The sequence below is a fragment of the Actinomadura sp. KC216 genome (genome assembly GCF_004348535.1).
Classification (GTDB): domain Bacteria; phylum Actinomycetota; class Actinomycetes; order Streptosporangiales; family Streptosporangiaceae; genus Spirillospora.
Genome location: NZ_SMJX01000202.1, coordinates 1 through 15258, shown reverse-complemented (window position 1 = coordinate 15258; position 15258 = coordinate 1). Strand labels below are relative to the sequence as shown.

General features: G+C 71.2%; 26 protein-coding genes. 24 read left to right on the top strand and 2 right to left on the bottom strand.

All coding sequences use genetic code 11. From position 1 onward, the window contains the following. Positions 1-258: hypothetical protein (locus E1264_RS28565; RefSeq protein WP_132178543.1), on the bottom strand; the 258-nt coding region annotated here is incomplete at its 3' end. Between the two features lie 252 nt (positions 259-510). After that, positions 511-1026: a helix-turn-helix transcriptional regulator gene (locus tag E1264_RS28560; protein ID WP_132178542.1), complete on the bottom strand. Its 516-nt coding sequence runs from the start codon at positions 1024-1026 to the stop codon at positions 511-513. A gap of 167 nt (positions 1027-1193) precedes the next feature. On the opposite strand from E1264_RS28560, the gene E1264_RS28555 reads away from it, so the two are divergent. The 24 genes from E1264_RS28555 to E1264_RS28445 all read left to right on the top strand — a co-directional run bounded on the left by E1264_RS28555 (position 1194) and on the right by E1264_RS28445 (position 15234). Further along, entirely contained in the window at positions 1194-1388 is a 195-nt protein-coding gene (locus E1264_RS28555) for a helix-turn-helix domain-containing protein (RefSeq protein ID WP_165964424.1), read from the top strand. Positions 1389-1500: 112 nt separating this feature from the next. After that, positions 1501-1671, top strand: coding sequence for a hypothetical protein (locus tag E1264_RS43770; protein ID WP_165964423.1), 171 nt, complete (start codon positions 1501-1503; stop codon positions 1669-1671). 88 nt (positions 1672-1759) lie between these two features. Continuing rightward, entirely contained in the window at positions 1760-2368 is a 609-nt protein-coding gene (locus E1264_RS28550; protein WP_132178540.1) for a hypothetical protein, read from the top strand. Next, entirely contained in the window at positions 2365-2697 is a 333-nt protein-coding gene (locus tag E1264_RS28545) for a hypothetical protein (protein ID WP_132178539.1), read from the top strand. Before E1264_RS28550 ends, E1264_RS28545 begins: the two co-directional genes overlap by 4 nt. After that, on the top strand, positions 2694-3068 hold the full coding sequence (locus E1264_RS28540) for a hypothetical protein (RefSeq protein WP_132178538.1): 375 nt from the start codon (positions 2694-2696) through the stop codon (positions 3066-3068). The genes E1264_RS28545 and E1264_RS28540 overlap by 4 nt, the downstream gene beginning before the upstream one ends. Beyond that, complete coding sequence (locus E1264_RS28535) at positions 3065-3418, top strand: hypothetical protein (RefSeq protein ID WP_132178537.1); 354 nt, start codon at positions 3065-3067, stop codon at positions 3416-3418. Before E1264_RS28540 ends, E1264_RS28535 begins: the two co-directional genes overlap by 4 nt. Continuing rightward, the gene (locus E1264_RS28530; RefSeq protein ID WP_132178536.1) at positions 3415-4299 is read left to right on the top strand and encodes a PD-(D/E)XK nuclease-like domain-containing protein; all 885 of its coding nucleotides are present in this window, start codon (positions 3415-3417) and stop codon (positions 4297-4299) included. Before E1264_RS28535 ends, E1264_RS28530 begins: the two co-directional genes overlap by 4 nt. After that, positions 4292-5056, top strand: coding sequence for a hypothetical protein (locus E1264_RS28525; protein WP_132178535.1), 765 nt, complete (start codon positions 4292-4294; stop codon positions 5054-5056). The genes E1264_RS28530 and E1264_RS28525 overlap by 8 nt, the downstream gene beginning before the upstream one ends. Then, positions 5056-5400 carry a hypothetical protein gene (locus E1264_RS28520; RefSeq protein WP_132178534.1) on the top strand — a complete coding sequence of 115 codons (345 nt, stop codon included), beginning with the start codon at positions 5056-5058 and terminating at the stop codon, positions 5398-5400. The genes E1264_RS28525 and E1264_RS28520 overlap by 1 nt, the downstream gene beginning before the upstream one ends. Beyond that, positions 5400-6176 carry an exonuclease domain-containing protein gene (locus E1264_RS28515; protein ID WP_132178533.1) on the top strand — a complete coding sequence of 259 codons (777 nt, stop codon included), beginning with the start codon at positions 5400-5402 and terminating at the stop codon, positions 6174-6176. The genes E1264_RS28520 and E1264_RS28515 overlap by 1 nt, the downstream gene beginning before the upstream one ends. Further along, positions 6173-6520 (top strand): hypothetical protein, encoded by a 348-nt coding sequence (locus E1264_RS28510; RefSeq protein ID WP_132178532.1) that lies wholly within the window; start codon positions 6173-6175, stop codon positions 6518-6520. The genes E1264_RS28515 and E1264_RS28510 overlap by 4 nt, the downstream gene beginning before the upstream one ends. Further along, positions 6517-7143 carry a hypothetical protein gene (locus tag E1264_RS28505; RefSeq protein ID WP_132178531.1) on the top strand — a complete coding sequence of 209 codons (627 nt, stop codon included), beginning with the start codon at positions 6517-6519 and terminating at the stop codon, positions 7141-7143. Before E1264_RS28510 ends, E1264_RS28505 begins: the two co-directional genes overlap by 4 nt. Further along, the gene (locus E1264_RS28500) at positions 7140-8105 is read left to right on the top strand and encodes a hypothetical protein (RefSeq protein ID WP_132178530.1); all 966 of its coding nucleotides are present in this window, start codon (positions 7140-7142) and stop codon (positions 8103-8105) included. Before E1264_RS28505 ends, E1264_RS28500 begins: the two co-directional genes overlap by 4 nt. Continuing rightward, positions 8098-8937 (top strand): hypothetical protein, encoded by an 840-nt coding sequence (locus E1264_RS28495; protein WP_132178529.1) that lies wholly within the window; start codon positions 8098-8100, stop codon positions 8935-8937. Before E1264_RS28500 ends, E1264_RS28495 begins: the two co-directional genes overlap by 8 nt. Next, entirely contained in the window at positions 8937-10592 is a 1656-nt protein-coding gene (locus E1264_RS28490; RefSeq protein WP_132178528.1) for a DNA cytosine methyltransferase, read from the top strand. The genes E1264_RS28495 and E1264_RS28490 overlap by 1 nt, the downstream gene beginning before the upstream one ends. Then, positions 10589-11110: a RusA family crossover junction endodeoxyribonuclease gene (locus tag E1264_RS28485; RefSeq protein ID WP_132178527.1), complete on the top strand. Its 522-nt coding sequence runs from the start codon at positions 10589-10591 to the stop codon at positions 11108-11110. The genes E1264_RS28490 and E1264_RS28485 overlap by 4 nt, the downstream gene beginning before the upstream one ends. Then, positions 11107-11529 carry a WhiB family transcriptional regulator gene (locus E1264_RS46030; protein ID WP_279491533.1) on the top strand — a complete coding sequence of 141 codons (423 nt, stop codon included), beginning with the start codon at positions 11107-11109 and terminating at the stop codon, positions 11527-11529. Before E1264_RS28485 ends, E1264_RS46030 begins: the two co-directional genes overlap by 4 nt. A 119-nt stretch (positions 11530-11648) precedes the next feature. Further along, complete coding sequence (locus E1264_RS28475) at positions 11649-12158, top strand: hypothetical protein (protein ID WP_132178526.1); 510 nt, start codon at positions 11649-11651, stop codon at positions 12156-12158. Then, a complete protein-coding gene (locus E1264_RS28470) occupies positions 12158-12373 on the top strand; it encodes a hypothetical protein (RefSeq protein WP_132178525.1) in 216 nt (71 codons plus the stop codon). Before E1264_RS28475 ends, E1264_RS28470 begins: the two co-directional genes overlap by 1 nt. Beyond that, positions 12373-12576, top strand: a complete 204-nt coding sequence (locus E1264_RS28465) for a hypothetical protein (protein ID WP_132178524.1) — start codon at positions 12373-12375, stop codon at positions 12574-12576. Before E1264_RS28470 ends, E1264_RS28465 begins: the two co-directional genes overlap by 1 nt. A gap of 12 nt (positions 12577-12588) precedes the next feature. Beyond that, positions 12589-13542: a hypothetical protein gene (locus E1264_RS28460; RefSeq protein ID WP_132178523.1), complete on the top strand. Its 954-nt coding sequence runs from the start codon at positions 12589-12591 to the stop codon at positions 13540-13542. Further along, a complete protein-coding gene (locus tag E1264_RS28455; RefSeq protein ID WP_132178522.1) occupies positions 13539-14222 on the top strand; it encodes a hypothetical protein in 684 nt (227 codons plus the stop codon). The genes E1264_RS28460 and E1264_RS28455 overlap by 4 nt, the downstream gene beginning before the upstream one ends. After that, entirely contained in the window at positions 14219-14404 is a 186-nt protein-coding gene (locus E1264_RS28450) for a hypothetical protein (protein WP_132178521.1), read from the top strand. The genes E1264_RS28455 and E1264_RS28450 overlap by 4 nt, the downstream gene beginning before the upstream one ends. Beyond that, a complete protein-coding gene (locus E1264_RS28445; protein ID WP_132178520.1) occupies positions 14401-15234 on the top strand; it encodes a DNA adenine methylase in 834 nt (277 codons plus the stop codon). Before E1264_RS28450 ends, E1264_RS28445 begins: the two co-directional genes overlap by 4 nt. The last annotated feature ends 24 nt before the right edge of the window (positions 15235-15258 follow it).

Genomic DNA, 15258 nt, shown 5'->3' with positions numbered 1-15258 from the left:
GCTGCTGGGGGGCGGGCCGGTGGACACGTCGGCGAGGCCCGGAAGCATCTTGGTCGCGGCCGCCGCGGCGGCGACCCGAACGGTCGACCCGAGCTGCGCGATGTGCGCATCCTGCTGGCGCAGCCTGGCCTCTACTTCCGCGAGCGCCTGATCGATCTTGGCGCTGAGATGTGCGGTCACCTCCGTGATGACGCGTTCGGTCATCCGAATACCGATGTCCTCGATGTCGCCGATCCTGGCTGGGCGCGACTCCTCCACCGCGAGAACCTCCTTGTTCTCCCGTCACGCTTGCGCTGCGCTGTCCCCATTGACAGGGAGACGTGCCCAGGTCAGCCCGGGTTGTCACGTGCCAATAAGGTCCGCCGTTCACCAGTTAGAGGGCGAACGTTCACTTAGGTGAGAGTTGCAGCGCTGTGACCAGGGGGATTTCGGGGACTCACTGCACGTGCACTAAACCGATCACAGGGTGACCTGATCCGGCCACGAGCGAATGGCCCGCCGCTAGCGCCCTTATTCAGCCCGTTCCGTGGACTTGACCTCCGGGAGCGTCTCGGCCTCCCGGCCGGCCAGGATCTGCGCCAGGCGTACCTGCCACGGCTCGTCCACCATCGCCCAGATGATCCGCTCGGCCTGATTGCGCAGGCCGCCGGGCGGATAGTCCGGCTCCGGCTCGGACGGGTTCACGTGGACGGTCAGCCTCACCGTGCCCTCGCTGGGCTCCGTCGCGACACTCAAGCGCTCATCCAGCTCGGCGAGGCGCTCGGCTAGACGGAGGGTTACGGGAGAGTCAGCGGTCTCAATGCCCGCGAGTGCGAGGGCTTCGCGGTAAGGGATTCCTAGCTTCTTAGCCACGTCCTTGACGGTGGCTGGCAGCGGGCTGCGCGGCTGGGTCTTCCAGTTGTCGATGGTGCCCCGCGCGACGCCGGCCTTCTCTGCTAGCTGCACGACTGTCCAGCCATTGTCCAGCTGGATTCGTCTCAGGCGGTCATAGAGCGGACGCGCGGGAGCATCGGTCTGCTCAGTCATGTCTCCAGATGTAGCACGGGCGGCGCATCTTTGGACATCTCTAGACAGGTTAGGTCTGCCTAACTGTGTCCAGAGGTGTCCTTCGTAGCCGCCTCTTGCGCAGAGGTGTCTAGAGTTGTACCTTGCTCATGACAGCAGGGCCCATCTCTAGACAAGGGAGGACAGGGGTGACCCAGTACCTCACTAAGGCGGAGGTGGCGGAGCGGCTCCGCGTCAGCGAGAAGACCGTGGATCGGTACATCCGGCGCGGCTTCCTCAAGGCGATCAAGACCACCGACACTCCGCAGGGCGCGGTGCGCGTGACCGTCGCCAGCTACGAGGCATACGTCGCCCGTCAGACCGTGACCCCGGCGGGCGCCTGATGACGGACAAGGGCTGGATCTGCCCCGTCTGCCGGGCGTGGAACCCCTCCACGCGGGTCGTCTGCATCAACACCCCGCAGCACGACGCCCCTCGGCCCGGTGAGGACGACTGATGGCCGCCCCCACCCCGCGGATCTGCCGCACCCGCGACGAAGCGTTCGCCGCGGGCTGGAACGACGGGCTCCGCGACCGCGAAACCCACCCCCTCACCACCAGCGAACAGGCCCGCCTGGCGGTCCTGCTCCGCCCCTACCTGACCGACAAGGCACGCAAGACCGCCTGACCCCCAACACAGATCGGCCCCCGCCGGGGCTAGCGGCGGAGGCCGGGTGCGGAGGAAGTCCGCACCCCGGAGTCTACGGAGGAAGAACGTGAACCCGATCCTGATCCTCACCCTCGTGGCGGCCGCCGCGATGGTGACCGCGGTCGCCGCAGTGCGGCACCCGCGGATCTGCTGCACGGCCGCCGGCGTCGCGTCCGGTGTCCTGCTGCCCCTGTCGGGCTGGCTGGCCGTCGCGGACTACCACGCCGCCTACGCGGTCGCGGCCGGGGTGACCGGCACGACGGCGCTCGGGTGGGGCGGCTGGCACGCCATCGTGCAGACAACCAAGCAGCGGGCCCGCGCGGAGTTCGTGGCGGCACACCCGCGCATCACCCGGCGCCGCGCCGAGCTGGACGGCCACACGATCACGATCGAGCAGGTCGACCGCGAGACGGCCCGCCAATGGATGAGCGTGGCGCACGACTGGGAGAGCCTGATCGGCCGCCTGTCCGTGGTGGAGCGGCATGACGGCTGGCTGTCCAAGGTCTGCGCGATCGAGGGCGTGGACGGCATCACCGGCGACGTGCTCAGGGAGGCCGCGCAGGGGACGGCGCGCACGTACGGGGCGCGGTATGTGCCGGTCTGGTCGGACCCGGATTCGTCCGCGAGCGTGCGGCACGAGATCGCGGTCGACAACATCACCGGCGGTGCCCTGTGAGCGCCGCGACCAAGACCGCGACAGCCAAGACCTGCCCGGCCTGGTGCGCCGGGGACCACGCCGACAGCGCCGACTACCGGCACCACCAGGGCCGGGGCATCACCCCGACGTTCGGCCTGTACGCGTCGATCTCCTGGTCCGAGCCGCTCACCGCCACCGCCCGCGCCATGGACGCCGGGCCGAAGGTGTTCTTCAAGGTCGGGGACGGGTCGCTGTCGCTGACCGCGCAGCAGGCGACGGACCTGGCCGAGGTCATGGAGGAGCTGGAGCGCGACGACGCGGCGGGGCTGCTGCGGGACATGGTCGCGCGAATCGAGCGTGCGTCGTGACCGCCGCGCTGAAGGTCTCCGAGATCCTCGACAAGGCCACCGACGTCATCGGACGAAACGGGCTGGTGGCCGGTCTCTGGTACGTGCCGACCGACAACAAGTCGCCTGTGGACTGCCCGGTGTGCACCGGCGGGGCGCTCGCCATCGCCGCCGGATTCTTCCCCGACTACGACGGCGAGCCGTCCGGCGCCTACGCCGACGCCGTCGGGGTGCTGGCCGAGCGGCTCGGGCTCGACCCGGCGCAGCACGAGACGGCGCAGGACGTGGTGCTGTACGGGATCGCCCCGTGGAGTGACACGGTCCGCAACGCCGATGAGGTGGTCCGGGAGCTGCGCGCCGCCGCCGCGAGCGAGCGGGAGGCGGGCCGGTGACCGCGCTGCTGATCGAGGGGGCCGCCGCGCAGGCGGCCCCCGCCCGCCCCGGGCTGCTGACCCGCGAGGTCATCGCCGCGCAGTGGGAGCGCCTCGCCCGCTGGTACCTGAACGGCCCCGAGGACGACGACCCGATCACGTGGGCCGCCGTCGACGCCCTCGCGCCGCACCTGCCGGAGGACGACCGGACCCTGTGGTTCGAGCAGCTGTTCAACGCGATCCCGGTCCGGGATGGCGACGTGGACCTGTCGTCGCTGCCGCCGGACGAGCGGGACCCCGACCTGATCGAGCGGACCGCGTGCGAGGCGATCGATGAGGCGATCGAGCACCTGACCGGCGGTGCCCGGTGACGGCGGCGGCTGAGGCGGCGCCGCTGGTGATCGAGCGGCCCGGCGCCTACGACGACATCGACGCCGACGTCTACCACGCCGACCCCGTCCCCGGCGGATCGCTGTCGTCCAGCGAGGCGCGGCGGCTGCTGCCGCCGTCGTGCCCGGCGCTGTTCCGCCACTACAAGGACCACCCCGAGCAGCGGACGTCCACGAAGGCGCTCGACTTCGGCTCGGCGGCGCACGCCGTGGTGCTGGAGGGCGACGAGTCCTCGATCGTCGCGGTGGACGCCAAGGACTACCGGACGAAGGCCGCGCAGCAGCAGCGCGACGCGGCCCGCGCCGCGGGGAAGACGCCGCTGCTGCCGCACGAGCTGGCGACCGTCCGGGAGATGGCCGCCGCGCTGAAGGCCAATCCGCTTGCCGCGCGGCTGCTGGAACGCGGGCAGGCGGAACGCAGCCTGTTCTGGGCCGACAAGGACACCGGCGTCCGCCGCCGCGCACGGCTCGACTGGCACCGCGAGAAGCGCGGCGGCCGCGTCATCGTCCCCGACTACAAGACCGCCGTGTCGGCGGAGCCGCGGGCGTTCGGCCGCGCCGTCCGCGAACACGGCTACCACGTCCAGGCCGCCTGGTATCTCGACGGGCTCCGCGCCCTCGACCTCGGGGACGAGACGAGCGCGTTCGTGTTCATCGTCCAGGAGAAGACGCCGCCGTACGTGGTGACGGTCGCCGAGCTGGACGCCGACGCGCTCGCGCTCGGCCACGCCCTGACGCGGCGGGCGATCGACATCTACCAGGAGTGCACGGAGGCCGGCGTCTGGCCGGGCTACTCGACCGACATCGTTCACGTTTCCCTGCCGCCGTGGGCGGCCGATGATCTGGAGGCCGCCCATGGGTGAGCTGACCGTACGCGAAGACCAGGCCCCCGACACGTCCCCACCCACGCCCACGCCCGCCCCGGTCGGGCCCGTCAGCGAACTGGCCGCATGGGCGTACGACGCGGAGCAGGCGCACCGCATCGCTACGTCCCTGGCGAAGACGTCGTTCGTTCCGGCGTCGCTGCGCGGGAAGCCGTTCGACATCGCCGCCGCGATCCTCACCGGGCAGGAGCTCGGGCTCCGCCCCATGGCGTCGTTGCGGGCGATGGACGTCATCCAGGGCACGCCCGCGCTGCGCGCCCACGCCATGCGGGGGCTCGTCCAGGCACAGGGCCACGCCGTCCAGCTCGTCGAGTCGTCCGACACGCGGTGCGTGATGCGGGGCCGCCGCCACGGCGACGATGAGTGGCAGACGGTCACATGGACGATCGAGCGAGCGCAGCGGCTCGGCCTCACCGGCAAGGACCAGTGGAAGAAGCAGCCGCAGACAATGCTGATCGCCCGCGCGACGGGCGAGATCTGCCGACTGATCGCGGCGGACGTGCTCTATGCGGCGCCGTACGTGGCCGAGGAGCTGGACGGGGCTGGGCGCCCGGCACCGACGTACGCGGCCGAGCCGGTGACGGCGGCGGAGATCCTCGCCGGGGACGAGCCGGACGACGAGCCGGAGCCGCCGGGCGAGAGTGAGCCGGTCGACCCGGACGCGGACGCCGCCGCGCAGTTGGCCGACGAGACGGGCGGGTGGCCGCCGGTCCGCAAGCCGGGGAGCGGCGCCTGATGCCCGAGAAGACGATCCACTTCCAGGACGGCCAGGAGCTCACCGCCGACCTGCCCCACAACACGCTCGACCCGCGCTACAGCGAATGCACCGACCACCGGTTGGCGTGCATGTGCCGCGAGGCGCACATGGCCGAGGACCGTCACGAGTTCATCGCTGAGCGGGAGCTGGCCAAGCGCGCCTTCAACGATGTCCTCAAGGACCACAACACGTTCCCCGCGGACGGGTTGGAGTGCAGGTGCACGGGCTGCGAGATCGCCCGCCGCGTCGGGCAGGTGTTCCGCAGCTACGTGGACGTCGTGTACGAACGGCGCGACCGACGGCTGAGCGGGGGCGGCGCCTGATGGGCGGCTGGCACCTGGGCCCGATGCTGGCCTACGACCTCGAAACGGACTCCCCAGACCCGCAGGACGCCCGGATCGTGACGGCGTGCGTCGCCGAGATCGACGGCACCGGACAGCACGCACCCGGCGTGCAGTCCTGGATCCTCAAGCCGACCCGCCCCATCCCCGACGGCGCGGCCGAGATCCACGGATACACGACGGAGAAGGCGACGGCGGAGGGCCGGGACCCGATCGAGTGCATCACCGAGATCGCCGTGCAGCTCGGCGAGGCCACAGCCGCCGGCGTCCCGATCGTCGCGTTCAACGCGGTCTACGACTTCACCGTCCTGGATCGCGAGATGCGGCGGAACTCCATCGGCGTCATCGGCCCGCAGCATCCCGGCCAGATGAGGGTGATCGACCCGTTCGTGCTCGACAAGGCCCTCGACAAGTACCGCAAGGGCAAGCGGACCCTCACGGCCACGTGCGAGCACTACGGCGTGCGGCTGGACGGCGCACATGACGCGTCGTTCGACGCGGTCGCGGCGGCGCGGGTGGCGTGGCGGATCGCGCAGCGGCACCCGCAGATCGCCCGCTTGGACCTGGACGAGCTCCACGCCTACCAGGTCGCGGCGAAGGTCGAGCAGGACGCGTCCCTTGCGGCCTACTTCCGGCGGATGGCGCGGCAGCAGCGCGACGTGGATGAGCAGATCGCGCTGAACGCGAAGGCGGAGGGATGTACGGGCGCGTGGCCGCTTATCCCGTTCGCTCCGGAGCGGCAGGAGTCCCTGGCGTGAACGCGCATGAGGTCACGCCGGAGATGGTGCAAGAGGTCTCGGAGGTCGGCCGGGCCCGCGCCGAGCGGATCGCCGCATACGCGTCCCGCCGGTTCGGTGGGCTGCTCGTCACGGACGCGGCCCGCGAGGCCGAGCTGAACGACAGAACGGCGCGGTCCTACGACCGGTGGCTGCCGCTGCTGTCCGCCCGGTTCGAGCACCTGCCGGAGCCGCCGAAGGGCTCGGACATGCGCTCTCACCGCGACGCCAGCGATGCGGGCCGTTCGGGTGGTCATCAGACGCATCACGTGCAGCGCGGGGTCGTCTCGCCGGACTGCGCGCTGTGCCAGGGGACCGGATCGTGACCGCCGCCGATGGCGCGCAGGCCCGGCACCGCGAGCAGCAGATCCGGCGTCTCCTGGGCGAGCACGCGGACCGGGTCGTCCCGTCCGGTGACGGCATGGCCGCGATCCGTGCCCGCATTGCTTCGCGCCGCCCATGGTGGCGGCGCCTCATCCCCGCACGTAAGAGCAGGACCGCCGCCCCGGCTGGACCCGGGACGGCGGCAACGGCCGAACGACTGGAAGGAAGCACGGCCATGCACACCCTACAAAGCGAGAACAGCCCGCGCGGACGGCAGATGGCCGCCAGCCTCGCCCTGTTCCACCTGCTGGAGCAGGCCCTCCCCGACGCCGAGTGGGCGATCACCGAGCACGGCCACCTCAGCGGGCACGTGTCCCGCCCCGGCGACGACGCGCAGGCCCGCGCCGACGTCGGCGACTACGCCCGCTTCTTCAACGCGCACGTGCAGCGATCGCAGGGCGGCGAGCACGGTGAGGAGTGGGTCCACCTGTCGGCGGCCTCGGTGTATCGGGGCGTCGCGGTGGCGGTGTGGACGCACGTGGACGTGCGGCCCGTCGCGCCGGAGAGCAGCGCCTACGGCCTCGACCTCGCCCGCGCCGTCCGCGAGGCCGGGGGCCGGTCATGACCGCGCCGCTGATCACCCCGTCCCCGTACCTGCGTGACGGTCTCCTCACCGTCGCGACGGACCTGCGCACCCGCGCCGAGAAGACCGCTACCCGGCTCACCGAAGCGCAGGCCGAGGTCGCCCGGCTGCGCGCCGAGCTAGAGGCCGCCGAGCAGCACGCCCGGGAGGTCACGGCCGAGCACGACAGCCTCACCGCGTCCGCCGCATGGGCCGAGCAGCAGGCCGCGCAGCTGACGGCGCTGATCGAGCCGGACCCGGCCGAGCAGCACGCCGCGACCGGGCTCATGCGCGAGGAGCCCGTCCCGTACTCCGCGCACGTCGGCCGCCGCGTCGAGATCATCACCAGCGCCGACGAGCGCATCACGGGACGGCTCATCCGTGCTGACGCCGCCGACGTGCGGATCGCTCTGCCGGAAGGCGAGCAGACCATCCCGCACGAGCACATCGCCGCTGTGCGCCCCGCCGTCGGCGAGGTGTGGTCCGACGCTGCCGCGCCCGGCGGGTACGTGTGCGCCGCACCGGTCCCGCCCGGCGGCCCCGGCCTCGACATGCCCGACGGGTCGCGGGTGTGCGGGATGCCGGTCGAGTCCGAGCCGTGCCGAGAGCACGGGCGGCCGGACGACCTGTCATCAGCCGAAGTGTCCCGCTGGCCGTGCCCGAAGTGCGGCGGCCACCTGAAGTGGGTCGGCGAACACCTGGACGAGATCGGCCACGTCGACAACGGCGGCCGGGAGGAATGCCCCGAGTGGCTAGCCGCACCCGCCCCGCCCGGCGACCCGGCCATGACCATCCCGGACACCGGCATCGCCCCGCCGTCACTGCCGCGCGCCGAGCCGACCGGCAAGCCCCGGCACGAGAAACCCAAGGGCGGACGCGTCACCGGGGCGTTCCGAAAGGTCGGCCTCATCGCCGGACTCGATGACCAGCCCGCCGACGAGCAGGACGGAGACGTCAATGCGTAAGCCCCTCCGTGACATGAAGACCATCCGCGACCGCATCGGCCGGACGATCGACGACTACTCCACCGACAACAACGGCACGATCGAGTGCGCGCTCGATGCCGCACAGCCCGTCCTCGACGAAGCCCGCGCCGAGCGGAAGCGCCTACGCCAGTACCTGGCCAGTGCGAACGACGAGATCCGTCGGCTGCGCGGAATCGAGGCCGAGGTGGAGCGGCTCCGCGCCGCGGTCAAGACCGCCGAGGACGGCTGGGAACGGGACGTGAAGCGGCTCCGCGCCGAGCTGGAGCGTCACCAGGCCGCCGCGCCCGCGACCAACGCACTGGCCCAGCGCCACCGCGAGCGCGCCGAGCAGGCCGAGGCCGAGCGAGACCGTGCGCGCAGGGACGCCAAGGAGTGGCACGACACCTACCAGGACGCCGCGAACGCCACGGACGAGTTCCTCGGCTACCTGCTGAAGCTGCTGCCCGGCGCGGCCGACGAAGGCATGGACGCCTACGACCAGATCCCGCGCGGCGTCGAGAAGCTGACGGCCGAGCGGGACACCGCCCGTGCCGAGGTGGAGCGGCTCCGCGCCAAGCTCGACCAGCCATGCGGCATGTGCCACCCCTGCGTCAACTGGGCCGACGAGACATGGCGGCAGGCCAACCGCAAACCCCCGCACGTCCACGAATGGGACGAACTCCGCGAGCAGGTCAAGCGCGTCCGCGAGCAGCACCCGCCCGAACGCCACGGCGGCCGGACCGTGTGCGGCGCCTGCCGCGACGTCTACGAGGAGCCCGTGCCATGGCCCTGCGTCACGATCACCGCCCTCGACGGGACGGAGCCCGCCTGATGGCCTACCTTCTCCGCTGGAAGATCGGCAGCGACCTGACCGCCTACGACGAGTTCGCCGGCGCCGGAGGGTCCAGCCAAGGCGCCGACAACGTGCCCGGCGTCCGGCTCATCTTCGTCGCCAACCACGACGACATGGCCATCGCCTCGCACGCCGCGAACTTCCCCGACGTCGAGCACTACAAGGGCGACGTCGTCGAAGCCGACATCACCCGCTTCCCCTACGCGCACCTGTTCTGGGCCTCACCGGCCTGCCCGCCCTGGACAGACGCCCGCGGGGTGAAGCGCGACTTCGACAAGACCAATCAGCAGGTGCTGTTCGGCCCGGACGGCCCCGAGGAGAACGTCGCGCGGGCCCGCGCCCTCATGGAGGAGATTCCCCGCTACCTGCGGCACTGGGCCGACAAGGGCCGTCCCGTCCTCGGGGGCGTGGTCGAGAACGTCATCCAGCTCCTCAAGTGGGACCAGTTCGGGCGGTGGCGCCGCGAGATCGAGGCGATCGGCCCCTACGACGTGTACGTCATCGCCTACAACTCCATGCACGCCCGCCCGGTCCGCACACGGCGGGCCCCGCAGTCGCGTGACCGCGCGTTCATCATGTACGTCCACAAGGCGTTCGGTCGCCGCCCGGACCTGCGCAAGTGGCTGTCCCCGCGCGCGTACTGCCCGACCTGTGACGAGGTCGTCTCGGCGATGCAGGTGTTCAAGAAGCCCGGCGCCGTCATGGGCCGCTACCGGCAGCAATACGTGTACCGGTGCCCCCGCACCACCTGCCGCAACCAGATCGTCGAACCCGACGTGCTGCCCGCGCTGCACGCGATCGACTGGACGCTCAAGGGCAAGAGGATCGGTGACCGCGGCGAGCCGCTCGCCGCGGCGACGCTGGCCCGTATCAGGGCAGGGATCGATCGGTACTGGACGCCTGTCCTCACCCCGGCGGGCGGGACGTGGCGGAAGGACGCCACGACCGTGCTGGAGCCGATGCCAGCCCGCACGACGCGGGAGAACGACGGCGTAGCGGTGCCGCCGCTGATGGTGCCGGTCGAGGGCCGCCCCGGGAAGACGGCCGCACCCGCGTCGGCGCCGCTGCGCACGCAGACCGCCCGCAACGAGACCGGCATGGCGCTGCCCATGGTGATGCCCTGTGCGGGGCGTTCCGTCCCGGCGACCGTCGCCGAGCCGATGCCGTCGATCCTGGCGAGCAACCCGCCCACGCTCGTCGAGCCGTTCCTCGTCCCGCTGCGTGGCGGTGGTGACAAGGAGAACGCCCGCCCGATTCACGACCCGCTGACCACCGTCACCGCGTCCGGGAACCATCACGGGCTTGTTGCCGGTGATCGGCAACTCCTCGTCCCCTACTACGGCAACGGCGCCGCCCGGCCGGCCGGTGAGCCGATCGGGACGTTGCCGACCCGCGACCGGTACGCCCTCGCCGAGGGCGCGGCCGATGTCGACCTGGACGACGTCCTGTTCCGCATGTTGGAGCCGCACGAGATCGGCGCCGCAATGGCGTTCGCACCGGACTACATCGTGCTCGGCAACAAGCGGCAGCGGGTGAGGCAGTACGGCAACGCCGTCACCCCTCCGGTTGCCGAGGTCCTGGTGTCGGCGCTCGTGGAGGCGATCACCGGCGAGGACTTGGAGCAAGCGTCATGACCACCCACGAGCAGCTTGGCCTGGCGGCGGGAGGGGAAGCCCCCGCCGGGCCGAGTGCCCCATACTCCATCACCGTCCTCGGCAAACCCGCCCCCCAAGGCTCCAAGCGGCACGTCGGCGGCGGCCGCCTCATCGAACAGTCCAAACGCGTCGCCCCCTGGCGCGAAGCCGTCAAGGAAGCCACCATCCGCCGCCTCGAAGTGCGGTCCCTGGAGACCTACGGCGGCATCTCGCAGGCCGGACTACTCCGCATCGATGGGCCCGTCACGCTCGACATCACGTTCGTGTTCGACCCGCCCAAGTCCGCGCCGAAACGGCGCCGCATCTGGCCCATCACCCGATCGTCCGGCGACGTCGACAAGCTCCAAAGATCAACTTTCGACGCCCTCACCGACGCTGGCGCGTTCAAGGACGACTCGCAGGTCGTGGACGTCCACGCCCGCAAAGTCCACACCAACGACCCGGACGCGCCGCTCCGCGTCCCCGGCGCCGTCATCCGCATCCGGGAGATCTCGTGACCACCCTCGCGCCCGGCACCTGGGACCGGCAAGCCGCATGCCGCGACTGGAGCCGATTCATGGACCTCCCGGCCGACGAACGCAACCCGACCCTCATCCAGGCCGCCAAAGCCATCTGCGACGACTGCCCCGTCCTCGACCACTGCCGCGAATGGGTCCTCGCCCTGGCGCCCCGCGACGACCCCGGCGGCATCTGCGGCGGACTCACCGAACCCGAACGCGCCGCACGCCGCAAGGTCACCGTCGCGGCCGACGTGCCCGATGGGCACAAGTGGTGCCGCCGCTGCCTGGACGTCAAGCCGCTGGAGGCGTTCTACCGCGACCGGAAGAACGCCGACGGCCGCAACTCGTTCTGCAAGGCCTGCAACAGCCGCATCAAGACCGCCCGCTACCACGCGACCAAAGGAGCCGCGAAATAGATATCCGCGATATCTGAAATCCCTCAAATATTTCCGCGCCCCGCATATCGCAAAACGAAAATCCGCAGCTTGACCTCGTCGAAAGACTCAAGCCGAAGCCTAACCCGGAAAGGCACGCCATGACCGACGTGAAGATCGAAGGGAAGGTCGGCGGACAGGCCGCCGCCGCCGCCCTGGAACCGCACGCCAAGACCCTCTACGACCGGCCCGGCGTCCGCGTCCTCGCCGTCGTCGAACTCGCCCACACCGAACGCACCCAGCCAGCCCCCGACTCCGACAAGAACGCCTCCGTCAAGCTCCGCATCTCCGGCATGGAAATCCCCAACAAGGAGCAGGAAGGCGCCATCCGCGAAGCGATGCGCGCCCTTTTCCTCCAGCGCACCGCGCAGGGGACGCTCGAAGAAGACGGCGAGATCACCCTGTCGGAAGACACGCTCAAGCTCACCGCGGGCATGCTCACCGAAATCGAGGTCGCGCGCCTCCGTGCCGGGCTGCGCCACTGGAAGCACTACGCCAACCGGGCCGTGTCGACCCCGAACATGACCGCGACGGAGGCCGCGCACGAGCTCCGGGAAGTCGCCGACGGGCTGACCGCGCTGCTCAACCACGGCCCCGTGGACGGCGCCTGATGGGCTGGGGATCAGCGGGCTACCGCATCTTCGACCCGGTCGCCCAGGCACTCATCGACGCCGACGCCTCCGAGGAGACCAAGCGGCGCGTGCTCGGTGACCTGATCGAAGAACTCCGCCAGGAGGACTGGGACACCGAGCACGACTCGTTGCAGCGCTTCGAGGACGACCCGACCATCGTCGCGATCTTTGCCGAGCACGGCGTCACCCGCTGATGCAGTGCTCCGCCGTCCCGTGCCCCGCCCCGGCCACCGTCCTCCTGACCGGCCGGGGCGGAGCCGGAGGCGTGCACCGCGCCGCCACCACCTGCGACACCCACCGGCGCGAAACCCGCCGCTGGGTCGCAGGCGCCGGACCGAACGTCACCGAGCAGGCGCTCCAGCCCGACCCCGATGAAGCTCCCGTCACGCTGTTCTGAAAGGCGCCCACGTTGAGCAAGGAAACGTACCGGGAACGGTGGCTCCGCGAAGTGTTCCGCACTCCGCTGATCACCGATACCGTGCGCGTCGCCCTGCTCGCCCTGTCCACCGAAATGGACGACGACGGCCAGGTCGCCATGCCGCGCGAAGACCTCGCGGAAATGCTCGGCCGGAACCCGCGAAAGATCAACGACAGGTACAAGGGCGCCATCGAAGCGGGGTTCCTGGAGCGGGTCGCCCGCGGCCAGAAGTACCGCGCCGCCGTGTATCAGGCCACGCTGCCCGCGCACCTCAGCGGGACCCCCGGGGGGCCCACTGAACGCCGTCTCAGCGGGCCCCCCGTCCGGCCCGCTGAAGATTCTCAGCGGGCCGATCCACAGGACCCTGAGAATCGGACACCCCCAGTTCTCAGCGGGCCCCCCGTCCGGCCCGCTGAGAATCGCGCCCCTTATAAGGATCACGCGCGCGCGCACTCTAAGACGGCTGACCTAGGTAGCACTACGGCGCCAGCCGACGCCGACGACAGTCGGCAAGGCGGCGTCGTGGTCAATCTCTTCAACGAGATGAATGAAAAGCCCTCGCTTCGCTCACAAACGCCCGCGTCCGCGGGCGCGAGTGTGCGAGACGACCCCGACCGGTTCCCCGAATTCTGGGACGCCTACCCCCGCCGAATCGCCAAAGGCGCCGCCCGAAAAGCATGGGCGAAGGCCATCAAGAACGGCGCCGACCCCGAAGAAATCATCTGGGGCGCCCGCCGATACGCCACCGACCCACGCCGCACCACCGCCGATATCCGCTACACCGCCCACGCCTCCACATGGCTCAACGCCGAACGGTGGACCGACGAAGAAGAACCCGCGCCCGCACCACTACCCACCGACCCCCGCCAGCAGGCCACCGACGACCTGTTCGCCGACGCCATGCAGCGCGCACGCGCCCGCGACGCACAGGAAGGACACCGGTGAACCACGAAGAAGCCGTCGCGCTCTGCCGCTACGTCAAAGCCTGCTGCCCCCAGCAGGCCATGGACACCTACACCCCCGACGCCTGGCACGACCTGCTCGGCGACCTCCGCCTGGACGACTGCCGCGCCGCAGCCAAGACCGTCGCGCAGCGGCAGCCGTTCGTCGCGCCCGCCGAGATCCGCGAAGAGGTCAAGCGCAGCCGCGGCGACCGCATCGGCCCCGCTGGGCCCGGCCTGCACCCCGCACCACCGCCCGTCCACCCCGACGCCGGACCCAAGGCGTACCTGGACGGGCTCCGCGCCCAGCAGACCGGCATTGCCGACGGCCACGCCCCCCGCGCCGCGATCCTCGCCAGCGCCGCCGACCCCGAAGGCAACCCCCACGCCCGCGCCGTCCTCGCCCAGTACCGGGCCGCGAGAGAGGCCAAGGCCCGCCAGGACGCCGCCGAACGCGATGCCGAGTCCGCTGCGCTGCGCCTCTACCGGGACGCCGTCGAACGGCTCCTCACCGCGCCCGACCACGGCGCGGCCGCGCTCGCCGACGCCCGCGACCACCTGCTCGGCGACGCGCAGGCCGCGCAGGGGTTTCCCGACCTACAGGCGACGCCGGGCGTGATGGACGAGCACAAGATCACCATCTGGGCGGCCCGCGCCGCCGCCGGGGAAGCGGAGGCGTCGTGAGCGCCGAACGGATCCTCACCGCGATCCGCGCGCAGCCCCCATCCCAGCGCCGCCGCGAGCGCGTTGCCGTGCTGCAACGCCGCTACGCCCACGTCGAGCCGTGGAAACCCAAGCCCGCACCCGCACGCCCGAAGCCGGAGCCTGCGACCCCGGCCGGGCCCGAACAACTGGAGCTGACGTGAAGCCGCCCCTGGCCTACTACGGCGCGAAGGTCACCATCGCCCAGCGCATCGTCGACCTCCTGCCCGAACACGAGCACTACGTCGAGCCCTACGCCGGATCCCTGGCCATCCTGCTCGCCAAGCGGCCATCCCGCATGGAGACCGTCAACGACCTCGACGGCGACCTCATGACCTTCTGGCGCATCCTCCGCGACCGCCCCGCCGACCTCGAACGCGTGTGCGCCCTCACCCCGCACGCCCGCGCCGAACACCTCGAGGCCTACACGCCAGTCCCGGACGACCACCCCGACCGGCAGCTCGAAGTCGCCCGCCGCGTCTGGATCCGGCTCGCCCAAGGACGCAGCGGCACCCTCCGCCGCACCGGCTGGCGCTTCTACGTCGACCCCGCCGGGTCGTCCACGTCGATGCCCGGCTACCTCGACGGCTACGTCAACCGGATGGCCGCCGCCGCCGAGCGCCTCGCCCGCGTGTCCCTCGAATGCCGCCCCGCCCTCGACGTCATCGACGCCTACGGCGCACAGCCCGACGTCCTGCTGTACGTCGACCCGCCGTACCTCGGGTCGACCCGTGCCCGGAACTACCGGCACGAGATGGGCTCCGTGGCTGAGCACAGCGAGCTCGCCAAGCACCTTGCCGAGTGCCGCGCCGCCGTCGTCCTGTCCGGCTACCACAGCGACCTGTACGACGACCTGTACCGCGACTGGCACCGGCACGAGATCGCCACCGCCACCGGCCAGGCCGCGCAGTGGTCGGCGCGCACGGAGGTCCTCTGGTCCAACCGGCCGCTACCCGTCGCTGACGGACTGTTCACCGCGGAAGCGCTCGCATGACCGCCCCGCAGCTCGTCCCCAACC